Annotated in this window: 16 protein-coding genes; 3 read left to right on the forward strand and 13 right to left on the reverse strand. The window is 44.4% G+C overall.

All coding sequences use genetic code 11. From position 1 onward, the window contains the following. Nucleotides 1-201: 201 nt before the first annotated feature. From FKV70_RS06740 to FKV70_RS06765, 6 genes are all read right to left on the reverse strand, one after another. Entirely contained in the window at nucleotides 202-462 is a 261-nt protein-coding gene (locus FKV70_RS06740; protein ID WP_058710383.1) for a YlbG family protein, read from the reverse strand. 34 nt (nucleotides 463-496) lie between these two features. Further along, complete coding sequence (locus FKV70_RS06745; RefSeq protein WP_063213635.1) at nucleotides 497-937, reverse strand: YlbF/YmcA family competence regulator; 441 nt, start codon at nucleotides 935-937, stop codon at nucleotides 497-499. A 104-nt stretch (nucleotides 938-1041) separates the two neighbouring features. After that, nucleotides 1042-3030 (reverse strand): helicase-associated domain-containing protein, encoded by a 1989-nt coding sequence (locus tag FKV70_RS06750; RefSeq protein WP_142612188.1) that lies wholly within the window; start codon nucleotides 3028-3030, stop codon nucleotides 1042-1044. A gap of 6 nt (nucleotides 3031-3036) precedes the next feature. Further along, complete coding sequence (locus tag FKV70_RS06755) at nucleotides 3037-4863, reverse strand: DNA repair helicase XPB (protein ID WP_142612189.1); 1827 nt, start codon at nucleotides 4861-4863, stop codon at nucleotides 3037-3039. Between the two features lie 159 nt (nucleotides 4864-5022). Then, on the reverse strand, nucleotides 5023-5451 hold the full coding sequence (locus tag FKV70_RS06760) for a CBS domain-containing protein (protein WP_142612190.1): 429 nt from the start codon (nucleotides 5449-5451) through the stop codon (nucleotides 5023-5025). Between the two features lie 83 nt (nucleotides 5452-5534). Next, nucleotides 5535-6740 carry a M20 family metallopeptidase gene (locus tag FKV70_RS06765; RefSeq protein ID WP_142612191.1) on the reverse strand — a complete coding sequence of 402 codons (1206 nt, stop codon included), beginning with the start codon at nucleotides 6738-6740 and terminating at the stop codon, nucleotides 5535-5537. 248 nt (nucleotides 6741-6988) lie between these two features. On the opposite strand from FKV70_RS06765, the gene ftsW reads away from it, so the two are divergent. After that, nucleotides 6989-8251 carry a putative lipid II flippase FtsW gene (gene ftsW / locus FKV70_RS06770; RefSeq protein WP_063213640.1) on the forward strand — a complete coding sequence of 421 codons (1263 nt, stop codon included), beginning with the start codon at nucleotides 6989-6991 and terminating at the stop codon, nucleotides 8249-8251. 230 nt (nucleotides 8252-8481) lie between these two features. Here the strand turns inward: ftsW and FKV70_RS06775 are convergent, their stop codons facing one another. Then, nucleotides 8482-8847 carry an Asp23/Gls24 family envelope stress response protein gene (locus FKV70_RS06775; protein ID WP_013310912.1) on the reverse strand — a complete coding sequence of 122 codons (366 nt, stop codon included), beginning with the start codon at nucleotides 8845-8847 and terminating at the stop codon, nucleotides 8482-8484. Nucleotides 8848-9039: 192 nt separating this feature from the next. Between FKV70_RS06775 and cax the strand changes: the two genes are divergently transcribed. Further along, nucleotides 9040-10110, forward strand: a complete 1071-nt coding sequence (cax, locus tag FKV70_RS06780; protein WP_142612192.1) for a calcium/proton exchanger — start codon at nucleotides 9040-9042, stop codon at nucleotides 10108-10110. Between the two features lie 196 nt (nucleotides 10111-10306). On the opposite strand, the gene FKV70_RS06785 is transcribed toward cax, so the two are convergent. From FKV70_RS06785 to FKV70_RS06805, 5 genes are all read right to left on the reverse strand, one after another. Further along, complete coding sequence (locus tag FKV70_RS06785; protein WP_007431028.1) at nucleotides 10307-10597, reverse strand: Fpa/YlaN family protein; 291 nt, start codon at nucleotides 10595-10597, stop codon at nucleotides 10307-10309. A 140-nt stretch (nucleotides 10598-10737) separates the two neighbouring features. Further along, nucleotides 10738-10980, reverse strand: a complete 243-nt coding sequence (locus FKV70_RS06790) for an HPr family phosphocarrier protein (protein ID WP_063213642.1) — start codon at nucleotides 10978-10980, stop codon at nucleotides 10738-10740. A 91-nt stretch (nucleotides 10981-11071) separates the two neighbouring features. Then, the gene (locus tag FKV70_RS06795) at nucleotides 11072-12187 is read right to left on the reverse strand and encodes an aminopeptidase (protein WP_142612193.1); all 1116 of its coding nucleotides are present in this window, start codon (nucleotides 12185-12187) and stop codon (nucleotides 11072-11074) included. A gap of 77 nt (nucleotides 12188-12264) precedes the next feature. Then, nucleotides 12265-13092, reverse strand: coding sequence for a hypothetical protein (locus FKV70_RS06800; protein WP_142612277.1), 828 nt, complete (start codon nucleotides 13090-13092; stop codon nucleotides 12265-12267). A 170-nt stretch (nucleotides 13093-13262) separates the two neighbouring features. Continuing rightward, nucleotides 13263-15248 carry a sensor domain-containing diguanylate cyclase gene (locus tag FKV70_RS06805; protein ID WP_142612194.1) on the reverse strand — a complete coding sequence of 662 codons (1986 nt, stop codon included), beginning with the start codon at nucleotides 15246-15248 and terminating at the stop codon, nucleotides 13263-13265. Nucleotides 15249-15684: 436 nt separating this feature from the next. Here FKV70_RS06805 and rpsD point away from each other — a divergent pair, with 436 nt between their 5' ends. Beyond that, on the forward strand, nucleotides 15685-16284 hold the full coding sequence (gene rpsD, locus FKV70_RS06810) for a 30S ribosomal protein S4 (RefSeq protein WP_063213646.1): 600 nt from the start codon (nucleotides 15685-15687) through the stop codon (nucleotides 16282-16284). A 77-nt stretch (nucleotides 16285-16361) separates the two neighbouring features. Here the strand turns inward: rpsD and FKV70_RS06815 are convergent, their stop codons facing one another. Continuing rightward, nucleotides 16362-17228 (reverse strand): AraC family transcriptional regulator, encoded by an 867-nt coding sequence (locus FKV70_RS06815; protein WP_142612196.1) that lies wholly within the window; start codon nucleotides 17226-17228, stop codon nucleotides 16362-16364. Between the last annotated feature and the right edge of the window lie 118 nt (nucleotides 17229-17346).

Genomic DNA, 17346 nt, shown 5'->3' on the forward strand with positions numbered 1-17346 from the left:
TTATATCTACCAATATATTCATATGTTACCTCAACAGACCCGGGACTACAAGTTACAAAATTGAAGTATATGGGTGTTTTTTAAAGATTTTTTAGGTCTAACAGCATTAAGATCAGTATGCGAAAGTCCTGGCTTCACAAAAAAAGCCAGCCCGCAGGCTGACCCTTTTTGAGAAAATTACAATGTATAGGCAATTAAAGCTTATATTTCATATTCTTTCATCTTTTCCTTATCGTCGTTGTACTCCGTCCTAATTTCGTTTCGGAAAGAGCGCTCAACCTTACGTACATAGGAAAGTCTGCGAATATTTTTAACGGTGTCCTCTGCCCGATCCGCATTCATATATATAACTACATATTGCATACGCTTTGAAATATAGTGGACATTTCCGTATTTCTCCAGATTGCGGGCAGCCTTGATATCGCTTACCCAAATGATGTACCCTGTCCGCTCGGCAAACATTCGCTTCATCTCCCCTCCGTATCATTCCTATGGCCTATCCGCAGGAGCATTTCCCTCCGCTGCCGCATCCGCCCTTTTTCACATTCGGATCGTTGCTCGGCACCTTAATGGTCTCGGACACAGAATATGCAATCGTTTCAGACATGGCATGAAGCATATCATCCAGCGCTTTTTCAGCCCGCTTGAACTCCCTAACCGCCTCAAATTGTTCCAGTTCCAGTTCAACCGCCTGCACTGCGTCCTTCGCTTCATGGTAGTTTGGATGAAAATGTCCAAAACGCTCCGTTTCAGCGAAAAGCTCCTTTTTGGCCTCCAGCTTGCGTACACACGCCTGAATAGACGGGTCCGCTTCCACACGCTGCTTCCAATATAAATAATCCGATACCTCGAAGGACCGGTTGACCATATCGCCCAATTCATAGGCGTTAATAAGCACTTCTGCCATATTGACCGTGTTTAACTCGGCTACGCTCATGAATGTCATCTCGCTTTATATAAAGTTCTACCCAATATAAGTAGACTCATTTATCATACCACATCCTTCTATTGAGAAGAAGGAGTTTCATGCACTTCCTGACACTACGATGTAAAAGGAACCAACAGCCTCATATCAGACCAATCACTTGGCCGCAAGATCACACGGGAAGGTGTTTCCTCAGCCATTCCTGAGGCATACCAGCCTGTGACACTCCAGGGATCGCCGGAAAGCACCGATTCCGGTATCCATTTAACCTCTTTTCCATCCATTCGCAGTCCCACCGCCGCCTGCCAACGGATCGCTTGCTCAATCAACTGCCTGGAAGTGGAAGCATGGTAACTCCTCCATTCTTTTATCCATGAAGACGGCACTGTAGATTTTTCTGGAAAATAGTCAGACGGATCAGGCAGCGTGTGCTCTTGTTCATAAAAATGCAACGTGCGCCCTGTATAAACCAGACCAGCTCTTCCCTCTTGCGAAAAAAGGAAGTGCCCTGCATCTAGGTTCTCCGTCTCCGTCAAGAGTGGATAATGATGAGCTGGCTCATCCACACTTTCCGGCTCAAGCCGCGGACTTAATCCTATTGCAGCGAGCGCTTTTCGTATTTTGTTAGCAGAGCGTACCGGAATAATAAAGTCTTTATCACCGAGTCGCTCCAGTAATCCTTCAAGTGCAGGATGTCGTGCAACCATGTCCGCATCGTCCCGAGTACCGCATCGCAAAAGTGTTACCGTGGCAAAGGCCGTTCGTCCGACATCGCCTGCCCACTGCTCTACCGCCAGCCGTACATGTTCGGGCACACCTGTCCGGCTGTACTTGTCCAAAAGAGCAGGAATCGTTTTGGCATCCATGCCGAGCTCGATTGCCTTTGTAATACTCTCTCTGGTGATTCGATATACTACCATCCGATCTCCTGTCACTTGTTCACAGCAGCACTCCAATCGCCAGCGCACATCATATGCGACATCTGGCGGAACTAATATTTCGAAATCAGGCTGCACATAAAAGGCACCTTGCTCTTGGCATGTTTCCTCCTCATTATGGAGTTGATGCAGATCTGCCACCGGTACATTCCAACGATAACACAGTTCGCCTGATGCGGTCTGACCCCAATCCCCCATTCCAAAAGCAGCCAGAGCCATCAACCAACCTTTGATCTCCCTCATAAAAGGTTCACTGAAATTAACATCAAATCTCCTTTCATCCGCAAGCCCTTCGAGATTTGTGATTACAGGAACAATGTCTATAAGGGTACTGTTCATAAAATCTTTTCCACTTGAACTATCCAGCGAGATTAAACCTACCTGGTGCATCCATTGCAGCAAACATTGAATAGATATCCATCCATCTGTTCCTCCATACTGCGAGACGGCACACAGCATATAGCGGAAATGCTGCATGGACGCTTCAGCCTTGCCGTACCTTTCCATCAAGGTGGCAAAAATATGCTTGCGCATTTGTCCAGCAGACAACCGAATCCATGTCGCCAGTTCCGCTTCCTGAATGCGAAGAGATCCCGTTTCTTTTACTAATAGTCCCAAACTGAGCAGTAAATCGATCATGACCACCGTTTGTACGGGATATAGCTCGGCATGCGCATAATGCAACCCAAGTCCCTCTAGATCCTCCGAGCGAAAGGGTGTCAGTTCACTTAATTTTTGCAATGACCGCTTATGTATGGTTCCTTTGGCCGTCAAAGGAACTCCCTGTATAGCAATATGTGACAACACATGCAGCAACTCTGACTCCAATCCTGTCATTGCTTCATGTACCGTTAATGGATGATCCGTATGTATCTTGTTGATCGGAGTTTGCTGTAACAACATATCGTACAGAGCAGGTAGCCGATCAACAGGAATATATAAAATCCGTTCACCCCACGATTTGGTGACTGCCTCCAGCCACCCCCGAGTGCGAAGCCCATGCAGTGCCAGTCTTGTTTCGACTCCACTCAAGGTACCTCGGGTAAGCTGCATAGGCTCCTCTTCCTTTATAGGCTGTGCCGCATACCGGACAAAGCATCGTCTAAGCACCAGCAGCTCATCCGCTAAAAGCTCATTCCAGTTGCCTTGCGTACTCGTTATGTCCATCCTTGATTAGGCCTCCTTTTTCTTTCCGCCATCTTCTATCTCATCCTTCTGGCTTCTGCCAGCCATCATCCCATCAAACCTGCGAATCGCATATTCATAGCCCTGTTCAATTAGAAACAGCTGACGACGTGCTGCAAAATCCGTCTCTTTGCTGTTCTCCGTCACTAATGCATAAAAATAAGCTTTATTCTCGCCTGCCTTTGGTCGTAAAATGCGGCCAAGTCGCTGCGCCTCTTCCTGACGGGAGCCAAAGCTGCCCGATACCTCTATCGCTACTGCTGCATCCGGCAAATCGACTGCAAAGTTTGCTACCTTGGAGACTAATAAGGTTTGAATATTACCCTTGCGAAACGCATCAAACCAACGTACCCGTTCGCTTTGAGTCATGGAACCAGTGATCAGTGGGACGTCCAGTTCCTGAGCCAATATACGTAACTGGTCTAAATATTGACCTATAATTAGCGTTGGTATTCCCTTGTGTTGCTGCAGCAGACTGCGTACAGCCTCCAACTTAGCCGGATTTTCGGCTGCAATTCGGTATTGCTGTCTGCCTTCAGCGCGCATACTTCGCTCTAGAAGTTCAGTGGTCATGGGCAAACGCATCTCTACACACTCGACCTGAGCGATCCACCCCTGTCGCTCCAGTTCCTTCCACGGCATATCGTACCGTTTAGGTCCAATTAAAGAGAACACATCCCGCTCACACCCGTCCTCTCGAACCAGCGTAGCTGTTAGTCCCAAACGGCGGGTAGCCTGAATGTCAGCTGTCGCCCGAAATACTGGTGCAGGCAGCAAATGGACCTCATCATAAATAATGAGTCCCCACTTCCGCTCACTCAGCAGCTTCATATGTTCAAACTGTCCGTCTTTGGTGCGACGATGTGTCAAAATCTGGTAGGTTGCCACCGTAATCGGTCGCACCTCCTTTTTCTGACCACTGTATTCCCCGATTGAATCTGCAGGAATATTCGTCTTTTGCTTCAATTCTTCGATCCATTGCCGCACGGAAATAGTATTGGAGGTTAAAATAAGCACCTCACACTGAAAACGATTCATTACAGCCATACCGATCACTGTTTTTCCGGCTCCGCATGGGAGCACCAATACACCACTACCCCCTAAGCCGTCTGCGCCTTCAAATGCATCAGCGGCTTTTACCTGATAATCACGAAGCTGCAACTCCGTTTGTCCCTTACCCAAGGTAAAACGAAGCAGATTCCCCTCAAGATAACCCGCCGTATCTACAACGGGATATCCCAAGCGAGTTAATTCCTGCTTGAGCAAGCCGCGATTTTCGGAGGGTACGGAGGCGCTTGTCTCATTGATGCGAAGCAAACCAAGCTGTTCTAGCTCTTTCTTGTTTAATAGCTCATCCAGTAAGGTTGGATTCTCTGCTGCCAAGATCAAGTGATCACCTATGGTGTAAGTGTCGGTGGCTTTTCCCGTCTTTGTACTTCGGTTTGACTTATGCTCATCACGGTACGTGTAAATCGTATGTGTGCCGTAATTTTGTTCTTCTTTTTCACTCGCGCGTGACAGCGTCAATGTCCCATACCTAGAAACAAGCTGTTCAATATCCTTCAACAAATCACGCGGAATATCCCAACGGGAGATAGAATGCAAACTATTTTGAATGTCTTCAGCACTCCACCCGAGCGCGGCTGCGTTCCAAAGCGACAACGGAGTGATGTGATATGTATGAAAAGAGGATGGGCTTTTTACTAGCTCTGCATAAATCTGCAACTGTGAGCGAGCCCAATCGGAATTAGGGAGACCCATTTCCAGCAAAACAGTAAAATCACGTTGTACAATACAAGGAAGATCTGGATTCATGACTACCTCCTGACACTCAAAGTTCTATACTAAATAGCTTATCCGTTTATTCGCAGATCAACCGGAATAGCAAGGAGTCCAACCCATACTTGGGTTGAACTCCTGTTCAAAAGCTCGGAATAAAGACCATCCCAAACTGATGCCTACCTTATTACTTTTCTAGTGAACCTGCTCAGAAATTTGGCTAAGCGCCTCTCCAGCATTGTCTGCAAAAATATTACGAACAGCCAAATCCCCGATCGAAACAATCCCGATCAGGCGATCTCCTTCCGTCACAGGCAAGCGACGAATTTGCTGCTCTGCCATCAGTTCAGCTGCTTGGTCCACTGACATGTCAGCACTGGCTGTACGAATACCTGTTGTCATTACCGTATCCACCGAACCAGAACCAGAGTTTTTAGCCGCATAGCCGCGAATTACAAGGTCACGGTCTGTTACCACACCGATCAACTTGTCACTGCCTTCGCTTTCCACAACTGGGATAAAGCCGGTATCATTGTCTTTCATTTTGACCGCTACTTCGTAAATATTGTCCTGCGGGGTAACTGTCACACATTTTTTAGTCATAACTTCCTGAACCTTTTTCATGGGTATCCCTCCTTTTCAAGAGTAGGGTACCCCATTTCATTCAGCTCATACTCCAAATTGGACCGTTTCCAATTTAGCTCGTATTAGCCGTTAGTTACCCTTTCTTTTCGCCCAGCAGCATACCCCGTAGACATGGCAATAAACAGGCGAACTGCGTTGATCATGGCATCCTCATCAAAATCAAATTTTGGATGGTGATGGGGATAAATTGCACCTTTAGCAGGATTACCTGCCCCCACGAACATAAAACAACCTGGTACACGTTCCAAATAATACGCAAAATCCTCGGCAGGCATCAATTTTGATGCTTCCTGGACATTCCCCTCGCCGAACACAGACTTTGCTTCTTTAAAAAAGCGAGAAGCTTCCTGGACATCATTTACAACCGGTGGGTATCCCATAATATAACGAATCTGTGCTGTTGTACCGTATGTTGCTGCTGTGAGCTCAGTTACCTCATGCAGTCGCTCCTTCATGACTGTCCGGGTCTGCTCATCAAACGTACGAACTGTTCCACTCAAGCGACAAGTTTCCGCAATTACATTTTGCGCAAAGCCCCCTTGGATGGTTCCCACCGTCAACACAGCAGGCCGTAAAGGGTCGACTGAACGGCTTACGATACTTTGCAGTTGCATCACGAGAGCTGAACCTGCCACCACACTATCATTAGTGGACTGGGGCATACCGCCATGCCCACCCTTACCTGTAATTTCAATATAAAAATCATCGGCCGCCGCCATCAACGGTCCTGCACAACTTGCAGCGGTCCCCACCGGAAATGGTGTCCATAAATGAATGCCATAAATAACATCCACCCCTTCCAGTACGCTATCTTTGATTACATGGACTGCACCCCCAGGCAGCAACTCTTCCGCAGGTTGGAACAAAAACCGGATTTCTCCTTCCAGCTTTTCTCGGTTCAGACTGTAATAGTATGCTGTCCCAAGCAAGACAGACGTATGTCCGTCATGTCCGCAAGCATGCATAGCCCCATCCACGCTGGAGCGATATTCACATTCCTTTTCATCCTGAATCGGAAGAGCGTCCATATCAGCACGCAACATCACCACAGGTCCAGGTTTGGCACCACGAATGGTACCTACAACACCGTGTCCCCCTACCTGACGGCGAACCTCTACTCCCCAGCTCTCTAGCTTATCCGCTACAAAAGCGGCGGTTTTGCTTTCCTGAAAAGAAATTTCGGGATTCTTATGTAAGTGTCTACGCCACTCCACCATATTATTTTGTAATTGATCGAACCAAGTCTGATCCATCCCCTGCTGTGTCATTATGCTCCACCTCTCCTTTTTAACACGTTGATAAATTCCCGATCAATCATGCAGCTTTATAATACATGCGCCGTTTCTCTCAAATCTTTATTTTTATCTATTGTAGCAGATATGGAATTGTTGTGATATCTGTTGCCCCAGATGGTTGCAGAAGCCTATCAAACATACTATGATAAAATGGATAAACGATAAAAATGATAAACGTCTGCGAGGAATATACCTTGCGGCGAATACCGGGGGAAGCTGATATGAGAAATACGAAGCCGGAGACTCGAAGAAGAGGGACACCGGATTTCCAATTGCTGATCCTCACTTTGTTGCTGGTTGGATTCGGTGTAATCATGGTATTTAGCTCCAGTTCCAGCGTAGCTCTGCTGAATAAAGAATACAATTTTGACTCTTTATATTTTGTAAAGCGCCAGTCTGCATTTGCTGTACTCGGACTATTTATTATGTTGGTAGCTATGAATATTAAAATGGAAAAATATAAAAAGCTCTTTGTGCCTTTATTTTTCATAACCATATTACTGCTCATCATCGTTCTTTTTACAGGCTCACTTAACGGCGCAAGAAGTTGGCTCAGATTTGGTAGTGTTGGCTTTCAGCCAACGGAACTCGCAAAAATCTCCATTATTCTTTACTTATCCGCGCTGATTGTGAAAAAAGGAGATCGATTTAGAGATTTACGGACTGGCTACATACCTGTAACGGTCATTGTAGGCTTTGTTGCAGGACTCATCATGCTTCAACCGGATTTAGGCTCCTGCTTTATTTTGGTAGCCACCAGTGGTCTGATTATTTATGCCGGGGGAGCCAGCGTCAAGCACATTACAGCATCCATCATCCTGCTCGTGCTAGGTGCTTCCATCGTGTTTGGTATTGGATCATTGTTTGGAGGAGATTCCGACAGCGCAAATGGGCAAGCCACTGCTGCCAAACAAGATTATAAAATTGGACGCTTTCAAGCTTTTCTTAATCCTGAAAAGTATAGACAAGGAACGGGATACAATCTGGTACAGTCCTTGCAAGCTATTGGCGAGGGCGGCATAAGCGGATCAGGATTTGGGAAAGGCATTATCAAGCTTCATTATCTGCCCAATTCGTTTAATGATTTTATCTTTTCTGTCATTGGTGAAGAGTTTGGATTTATCGGAACAGCTATTTTTCTGATGCTATATTTGTATTTCATTTGGCGAGGCATGATCATTGCTCTGCGCTGTCATGATCCGTTCGGAACGTTGGTGGGCACTGGTATCATGGGTTTGATCGCCATTCAGGCCTTCATTAATATCGGCGGGGTAACCCAAACCATTCCAATCACAGGTGTAACGCTTCCGTTTATTAGCTTTGGTGGCTCCTCCCTGCTTGTCATGATGTTTTCCATGGGCATCATGCTCAGCATTTCTCGTGAGAATACCAAACAAGCTGTGGAGGAACGCACTACAGGGGTAACTGTCCGTAATGAAGTTCCCAATCGCTTTCAAGCTCGTAGAACCAACCGTTATCGCTAAAAAAAAGAACTTCCATCTGACCACTAATTACGGTGGCATTGGAAGTTCTTTTTTTGTCTATGCATATGTATAAGTATATAACTACGTGTCCGTCTGCAAAATGTTATATAGCAGATTCACAAAACGAAAACTGGCGTTTTATAACCACCAGTTTTCGTGTTCTTATTCAGATTATCGCAGGGCCCCCTGCACCAATGTTTAAAAAATGTAAATTCACGTATGGTGGTCAATTACACCGCGTCGTCCTTGAAGGCGACACCCTCCACTTTTACGTTCACTTCCACGACCCGCAAACCCGTCATGCTTTCGACGGCTTCTCGCACATTTTGCTGAAGAATTCGGGACACCTCATGAATAGGTGTTTCGTAGAGCACGATAATACGTAGATCAATGGCAGCTTCCAGTTGTCCAACCTCCACTGATACGCCCTTTTGCACATTTTTACCGCTCAGCCTTTTCGCCCAGCCTTCCGATAAGCCGCCTGACATTGCAGCAATGCCTGGTGTCTCTAATGCGGCCATCCCGGCAATTTTTCCTACGACATCGTTGGAAATCTTGATGTTTCCTGCTTCCAGTTGTTGAATTTGCTCTGCCATGACCTATGTCCCCCTTCATACATCCTTTATTTGTATTGTAAAGCCTCAGCCACACCAAATGCAAACCTTACATATGAAAAACATCGTTCGTTTACAACCTATAACGTTTTGGGTATATTAATTTAGAAAATCCATACAAGTGACAGTATTCGCCAAACTTGTACACAACTATTGATATCGAGGTGCTCTTCATTGAAAAAATGGTTATCTCCCGCTTTGCTTATAGTGACATTTGCTCTTAGTGCAATCGCTCATTACACACATTGGAACGCTGTTGCCCAATTTCTCATTTGTGCGATTTCTGTTGTATTCGTAGCCGGTTTTCTCGGTAGGGCAACTGAAAGTGTCGCGCATTATGCTGGCCAACGTTTAGGTGGATTCCTAAATGCCACCTTTGGTAACGCAGCCGAACTAATCATCGCTATCTTTCTTGTCAAAGAAGGTCTTTACGATATGGTAAAGGCCAGCCTTACTGGTTCGATCATCGGTAATCTACTGCTGGTGCTCGGAGCAAGTCTGTTTGCTGGCGGTTTGAAATACAAAGTACAAAATTTCAATATATCACTAGCTGGTTTAAGCGGCTCCCTAATGATTGTGGCTGTTATTGCCCTGTTTGTTCCAGCTGTCTTTCTGAACACACACGTGATCACGGATAGCGAATCAGATACACTCAGCCTTATTGTTGCAGGCACGCTCATTGTCGCGTATATTGCGTGGCTTATTTTTTCTATGATTACGCATAAGGACTATTTAGCCGATGTAACCGAACAAAAAGATCAAGAGTTACCGCATGAGCATGCTCCTATATGGTCTAGAAACAAATCCATTGCCTATTTGGTACTCGCTACCGTTATGGTCGCTTTTGTCAGCGAATGGCTGGTAGGAACACTGGAAGTATTTACGGTCCAATTTGGTCTGAGTGAATTGTTCGTAGGTGCATTTCTTGTCGCTATTATTGGTAATGCGGCTGAACATAGCGCTGCCATTCTACTGGCCATGAAGAACAAAATCGGTGCATCGGTCGAAATTGCGGTTGGCAGCAGTTTGCAAATTGCCCTATTCGTTGCCCCTGTGCTGATTTTTGTCAGTTACTTTATGGGAAACACGATGAATATCGTTTTCACCACCATTGAACTAGTAGCGATTGCTGTCGCTGTATTTATTGCCAAATCCATCACCCAGGACGGCTCAACCAACTGGTATGAAGGGCTCATGCTGCTGGTAGTGTATGTATTGTTAGGTGTATCTTTCTTCCTTGTGTAGCTTCCAAAGTGTTAAAAATTTCAGTTAATTTCTGTTCACTGTTGCCTTGAATTTTTTAGACGATATAGCACCTTAAGTTTTTAAAATTCAAGGGCAAAGGTGAACGTAAAAGCGACTCTCGTCCCCTTATTAAAAAACGGCATCAAAAAAAGCATGCTCTCAAACTTCGCATGCTCTCATCAATTCAACCGTCTTCCTAATTAGCCTTATTATTCATGGCCTCATATAGAATAGCCAGATTGCGTTCCAGCTCACTGACCAGCTGTTTACCTACCATTTCCGGAAGAAGTCCGGCACGAACCGCAAAATCCACTTCCTTGGAAAATCCGTACATCTGAGTATCCAGCACTTCCTCATAGAGAGGGCAATAACGGGTTGCCAGATTCTCCATCTGTACTTCAATAAGCTTCTTTATTTTATCTGCATCTTCCTGAAGCAGATTAATCGCCTTGATATTCAATTGTTCCTGCAAATCAGATGAAGTCATGGATTCTTCCCCCCTATGTCTCAATGTCGCACAAGACGTCCTAACCTTAATATTAGACCAAATTGCAGGCTAATACAAGAACCTGACAAAAAAAGCATCCCTACAGTTACAGGTAGGGATGCTTTTGCTTCCTCAATAAGTTAGGTGGCTACTGAAATGTGCAGACCGTGCTTCTGGAACACCTCAACAATCGCTTTTTTGGCTTCCTCGGCGTCAGGCCCATGAACGTGCAGTTCATAACTGTGACTGCTGACCAAGGTCGTAAACAAGCCCAGTATACTTTTCACATCAATATACTTATTTTCGGAATGAAGGACGATGGAAGAAGTGAATTTGCTCGCCGTCTGTGCAATTTCAACAACCGCCGCATTATTGTTGGACATAGTGAGATCCCTCGCTTTACTGGATTGTCATGTATCAATGCTCATTCATAATGATACATTGAAATCGCTTTCTCAGCAAGAACAGATATCATTATTTCAAGTTTTCAGGATTTAACGGCTCCAGTTCTGGCAGCACAAAAATGCCATCCTTACGGATCAAAACATCATCAAAATAAATTTCACCGCCACCATATTCCGGACGCTGAATCAATACCAAATCCCAATGAATTGAAGAACGGTTACCGTTATCCGCAGTTTCATAAGCTTGGCCTGGTGTAAAATGCAAGCTGCCAGCAATTTTCTCATCAAACAGGATGTCCTTCATGGGATGTAAAATGTGCGGGTTAAACCCGATAGCAAACTCGCCAATGTAGCGTGCTCCCTCATCGGAATCGAGAATATCATTTAACCGCTTGGTATCGTTGCTTGTCGCTTCCACGATTTTACCATTTTCAAAACGGAATTTAACATTCTCGAAGGTAATTCCATTATACAAGGTTTGCGCATTATAGCTAATGGTTCCATTAACTGAATCGCGTACAGGCGCAGTGTAAACCTCGCCATCCGGAATATTGCATTGACCCGAACATTTAACGGCTCCGATTTGCTTGATCGAGAAGCTCAGGTCTGTACCTGGGCCACTGATTCGTACTTTGTCTGTCCGGTTCATCAGATCTGCCAATGCATCTTGAGCTCTGTCCATTTTCGCGTAATCCAGATTACATACATCGAAATAAAAATCTTCGAATGCCTCCGTACTGATATTGGCCAATTGAGCCATACTATCATTCGGATAACGCAGCACTACCCATTTTGTGTGCTTCACACGTTGTTCACTATGTACCGCATGCTGATAAATAGAATTATACATTTTCATTTTATCTTCCGGTACGTCGGACAGATCATTTACATTTTCGCCAGCACGAATTCCGATGTAACAATGCATTTGCTTCATCCGGTTGAGGTCAATTTCAGCCCAAGTCTCCAGCATTTCCTTTGTTGCATTGCGAAGCATAGCGCTTTGTACCTTACGATCCGTAAGCTGAACAAAAACATTTCCGCTTTTTTTACCAACCTCATGAATAATGGCGTTAAGCAAGTCACGTTCTGTACCAATCATTTCGATCAATACATTTTCTCCAGGCTGCACTTCAACAGAGTAACCTACCAGATTTTCCGCCAGCTTAAGTATTCTAGGATCCTTCATGTAGTGTCTCTCCTTCTTTATTCCACTCTTTTTTGAACAACGGTTAATTCGAATTCCATTGTATCACGCCCGCTCCGTTACTTGTAGTCCTCAAAAACAACTCTGGTGATCAGAGCCTCTTGATGCAACTCTTCATTCGTAACCTGTCGGGAAATCCGGCACTCGGATGACAGCTTTAAGGGTAAACCTGTTTGACGGTCTATAGTTAAATGGTATACAGCCTGCACACTGGAATGCTCCAACTGGTTGTTCATATCCTCACAACTCTGCTTCCATACTTGGCTCAGCTTTTGTTGCAGTTCTCGGTTTGTTTCTGTATGTTGCATTTTTAATATCCCGATTTGAGGATTTAATGTATTCATTTCTTCCATTAAACGCTCCTTCAACCAACGCTTTGCCGAGGCTGGTTCTGGTTCAATCCTCACCACCCAAGTTCCACGGGCAGCTCCCTTTTCCATACGAATGCTCTTATTCAGTGTATTTAATTCCTCAAGCTCCTGAATCGGATTGAAGCGATTCAACAACCCATTTTGAACCATAGGAGCATCCCCAGATGCCAGCACAATCCATTTTCCCTTTTGACGAAGAAACCGTTCATGTGTAACACCAGACTCGGACTTATCCTTTTTCAGGGCTACATAGTCGCCTTGCTTACGGAAAGCCTCTGCCGATCCCCACTGCATGATCATTTCATCGTGATTTTGTAGCTTCCCGCGATATTTAAATTGTTTAGTCGTAGGCAGACCACCGTCAGCTCTAATTCCAGTTTGTCCGGTAAACGTTACCTTCTCCTTGCCAGCCATCCCTGCAACAGCTCTTCTAAAAATCTGCTCAGGAGTAGATTGTCGATCCAGTGCACAACCGCTTAACACACATACGATTAGAAACACACAGTAACCTCGCATCACCCATTGCTTTCTCCAATGCATACCATCATCCGTCCTATCCTAAACATGACTACACATCATGAGTAAAATGTTCTGTTCAGACCATTCATGTAATAGCTATGTTTAGGATTACCTGTCTACAATCGGTTATGCAAGACAAAAAGAGAACATTCCTTAAGGAATATTCTCTACATATCGTCTGTATGATCAATAACTATGCGATTACGCCCTTCATTTTTTGCTTCATACAAGGCCATATCAGCTCTATAAAATAAAGATTCGATACTGATCTGCTCGTCCAGCCAGTTCCATTCTGCAATCCCGCAGGAAACAGTCACCTGAGGATCAGTTTCATACTGTACACGGCAACGTATTTTTTCTGCATATTCCAGTGCCTGTTGTACCCCCAGCTGCGGCAAATAAATGGCAAGCTCCTCTCCACCCCATCTGGCACATACATCCTCATCTCGGGTCGCTGTACGAACAATATTGCTGACGCTTTTTAAAATTTCGTCACCCGTCTGATGACCATACGTATCATTTACCTGCTTGAATTGATCAATATCCACCAAAATAAGAGAGCCACAGAAATCCTTTTCCTGATGTTCCTGAATGATGCGGTCTACATAATGACGTACATACAAACCTGTTAACATGTCCATATTCGCCAGACGCCGCACTTCCGCGTGCAGCATAGCATTGGTTACAGCTAGCCCGATATGAGGAGCTAGCATTTGCAGCATCTTGTAATTATCGTAGGAAAAAAAGTGTGGAAGCTTACTCGACAATAATATAACTCCTCTAGGGGTGCCCCTGTTCTTCATAGGCACTGCCATCAAAGACTGGGAGCCTGTTGTATCCATAAACCGAGAAGATATTTTCCCATCCTTTCTATAGTCTGACACAATGACGGGTTCTCCTGTTTTGCTTATCAATCCAGCAAATCCACCTTCACGAGGGTAACTCTCCAGCTTTAAACTTTCCACATTACTTGACATGACCTTAAAGCAGCTTTCATCCTGATCCAATTGCACAATACAACAAAAGTCGGCCATGAACATTTTTAATAACTCCTGCACGGCAAACTCAAATATTTCATTTAATTTCAGACTTTGATTTAAACGCTGAACCAGCTCATTAATGAGCCGCAATTCATGGATCAGTACATTCGATTGCTCCAACAGCTTTGCATTTTCAAATGCGGTGCCAGCTGTATCTGCCATCATCACAATCAGCTCTACATCCACTTTTTCCATACTATCCGCACCTGCCGGAAGAATCATATGGAAAACACCGTATACCCCCTGCTTGCCACGTAACGGGATACCAATTTCAGTTATTTCATCATGTGGACCGGCAGGCTCATTCACAGCCATTTGCCCTTTCATAAATGCACGGACACATACATCCTCGTCCCGTTCATGCAGCAACAAAGGTTTGACCTGAGGATTTCGACTGTGCCGATCCTGACTCATATACAATGTAATATCCACATGGGGAAACAAATAGGCGATGCTTCCAAATACTTCATCTAGCACGCCTTCCACATCAATCTTGTCATGCATCCGTTTTACAATTTGAAATAAAATAGAGCGGCGTCTACCTTCACGTTCGCTCCGATTCTGCATGCCTAGGATATCTTCCATAAAAATATACTCAAACTTCGAGTAAAAGCAGGATCTAAAATGCAAAGAAGCCACTAACAATGCATCCTGATTTGAGACAGAATGTTGAGCAGTCCGTGTAAAACGAAGAGCAGCAAAGGGATCTTTCTTGTAATTGCGGCATAGTATGGGGACCATATATACAAATGCAAGGCTCCCATCTCGAAGTTTACGCTGGCTCACTTCCATCTCTCTAGATATACAACAACGCTCGACCAATTCTAGATCCTCGTCATCATCCTCTTCCCTACCAGCAACCCGAACACCTGTAAAATTAAAAACAGCAGTACATTCTTCGCTGATCCAGGATATACCATTGCTCTGCTGTATCCAATTCCGATATCCTTGGACGAGAAGCTGATTAATATAGGGGTAATCATAGGGTGTCATATCCATGTTCTGGAGCCAGGCAAAAGACGTATATCCTTTATCATCAAACAGCGGAGCACCGCTAGCCTGAACTGTTTTACTGTCAAGCGTTTGCTGATCCGTTGTTGAAAATTCCGACATATTAAGGCGCTCCTTCACAGCAAAATTAGCTGTACCAAGACAGCGGCTATACACCACTATAGCTCATAATATGATCTATTCTACTCTCAACTTTAGAAATTTGCATCCATTTTTCAGAAATCAGTCCTGCTTTTTTAGTTCTAAAGCCCTATCGACAAATTTTGACGTTTTCATTCTTTTTCTCTTCTTGACATTGACCCACTATTACCTATAATATATATTATTGAAAAAGACTGTACGGCAGAACTATCTACTGTGCGGATCTTAAATTTTGGGCGTAACAGTTTGTGTCACCCTCATCTTATTTGTTGCTGACAGGACAGCGGCTGAACTTTTCTGTCAGTAGTGCGTCTTACCTTACTCGGTAGCGCCGAACAAATTGGAGCGCAAAGAGAGCCCCAACTCAAATTTTAATTATGAAGGAGTTAACTCTATAATGGCACGTTACACTGGTCCTAAATTTAAATTGAGCCGTCGTCTCGGTATTTCCCTGAGCGGCACAGGTAAAGAATTGAAACGCCCTTTCCCTCCGGGACAACATGGTGCAAACCAACGGAGAAAAATCAGTAACTACGGTATGCAGCTTCAAGAAAAACAAAAGCTGCGCCACATGTACGGTTTGGGTGAAAAACAATTCCGTACCCTGTTCAACAAAGCTCAACACATGCACGGTATCGCTGGTGAAAACTTTATGTTCTTGCTGGAAAGCCGCCTGGACAACCTCGTATTCCGTCTTGGCTTTGCTAATTCCCGTGCAGGCGCACGTCAATTGGTAGCTCATGGTCACGTTACTGTGAACGGCAAAAAAGTTGACATCGCTTCTTACCAAGTAAGCCCTGGCGACGTGATCGGTCTTCGTGAAAGAAGTCGTTCCCTGTCTTCCATCAAAGAAGCTTTGGAAAACCGTAACCACTTGGCAGCTTACCTGGAGTACAATGACGCAGCTCTGGAAGGTAAATACATCCGTTTGCCTGAGCGTGCAGAATTGTCCCAAGATATCGATGAAAAACAAATCGTCGAATTCTACAACCGCTAATCCTTGGATTAGCACTGAAAAGCACCCGAATACATCGGGTGCTTTTTTTATATTCCCCTCGTATCAAGCCTGAGGGTTTACTCAATGGGGATATATACCTTCATACTCAAATGATCAGGATAGGAATTCATGACGTCCGTAATTTCAAAGTCAGGCCCTTCCCTCCGTTCAAAATTAGAATTAGGAAGCCATGTGCCGTAGATGAAGTCTCGTATATTTTGAACACGTCCATTTGAACCTGAAGCGTCAAACTCAGCATACTTGCCTGCTGGAATCTCCATATATATGAAGCCCTCTTCCAGTTCTTCCGACTCTTTTTCAACTGCCTCACCCACCACAAATGAAAAAGCACCGTTGTCTTCAAATCGGCAGGCAATCCCATAGGACATTCCCGGTGCGATTTTATTCGGAATACACATAAAATATTCATTTGCCCCAAAGTGTTCATAAAATCCTGGAATTTCTTTATAGTGCTGCTCATTATTCAAATTTGTTTTATATTCATATCCTACAATTTTAGTCGCTTCGAGTTGCAGTATCACAGGCTTGTTCACATCTAATTCCCCCGTTATATTTTTTTGATAATCCAGAAAATTGATTTTGCTTTGGCCAGAAAGCTCAATATCACAGTTACGATATTTCCCCGGGGTAATCCCAAAACTTTTTTCAAAAGCACGGGTAAAAGCTTCTTGTGAGTTGTACTGATACTCAATAGCAATGTCCAATACCTTGTGATTGGATTGCTTTAGCCGTTTAGACGCTTCGGACAACCTTCTCCTTCTTATATACTGTTGAACTGTAAAACCCGAAATGGCCTGAAAAACCCGTTGAAAATGAAAAGCTGAAAAGTAGGCCTGTGAAGCAATCTCCGTAATTTTCAAATCCTCCCGGAGATTCAATTCGATAAACTCAATCGCACACTGAATCCGTTTAAAATAGTCCATATAATCCTTCCCCGTACTTGTAATTTATCTAGCCTACACCTACATTGGGCAACCCACATATTCATTATGTAAAACTCTTTACCTACTTGTTTGATTATTTGTGCTAAGTTTACCATGG

The sequence above is a fragment of the Paenibacillus ottowii genome, from assembly GCF_006874425.1.
Taxonomy (GTDB): domain Bacteria; phylum Bacillota; class Bacilli; order Paenibacillales; family Paenibacillaceae; genus Paenibacillus; species Paenibacillus ottowii.

Coding starts and splice junctions, on each gene's coding strand:
- FKV70_RS06765 (WP_142612191.1), bottom strand. CDS start 6,740: ATGACACAGCAGGGGATGGATCAGACTTGGTTCGATCAATTACAAAAT.
- FKV70_RS06785 (WP_007431028.1), bottom strand. CDS start 10,597: ATGACTTCATCTGATTTGCAGGAACAATTGAATATCAAGGCGATTAAT.
- FKV70_RS06755 (WP_142612189.1), bottom strand. CDS start 4,863: ATGAATCCAGATCTTCCTTGTATTGTACAACGTGATTTTACTGTTTTG.
- FKV70_RS06800 (WP_142612277.1), bottom strand. CDS start 13,092: ATGCGAGGTTACTGTGTGTTTCTAATCGTATGTGTGTTAAGCGGTTGT.
- ftsW (WP_063213640.1), top strand. CDS start 6,989: ATGAGAAATACGAAGCCGGAGACTCGAAGAAGAGGGACACCGGATTTC.
- FKV70_RS06815 (WP_142612196.1), bottom strand. CDS start 17,228: ATGGACTATTTTAAACGGATTCAGTGTGCGATTGAGTTTATCGAATTG.
- FKV70_RS06805 (WP_142612194.1), bottom strand. CDS start 15,248: ATGTCGGAATTTTCAACAACGGATCAGCAAACGCTTGACAGTAAAACA.
- FKV70_RS06740 (WP_058710383.1), bottom strand. CDS start 462: ATGTTTGCCGAGCGGACAGGGTACATCATTTGGGTAAGCGATATCAAG.
- FKV70_RS06775 (WP_013310912.1), bottom strand. CDS start 8,847: ATGGCAGAGCAAATTCAACAACTGGAAGCAGGAAACATCAAGATTTCC.
- FKV70_RS06795 (WP_142612193.1), bottom strand. CDS start 12,187: ATGAAGGATCCTAGAATACTTAAGCTGGCGGAAAATCTGGTAGGTTAC.
- FKV70_RS06760 (WP_142612190.1), bottom strand. CDS start 5,451: ATGAAAAAGGTTCAGGAAGTTATGACTAAAAAATGTGTGACAGTTACC.
- rpsD (WP_063213646.1), top strand. CDS start 15,685: ATGGCACGTTACACTGGTCCTAAATTTAAATTGAGCCGTCGTCTCGGT.
- FKV70_RS06790 (WP_063213642.1), bottom strand. CDS start 10,980: ATGTCCAACAATAATGCGGCGGTTGTTGAAATTGCACAGACGGCGAGC.
- FKV70_RS06750 (WP_142612188.1), bottom strand. CDS start 3,030: ATGGACATAACGAGTACGCAAGGCAACTGGAATGAGCTTTTAGCGGAT.
- FKV70_RS06745 (WP_063213635.1), bottom strand. CDS start 937: ATGAGCGTAGCCGAGTTAAACACGGTCAATATGGCAGAAGTGCTTATT.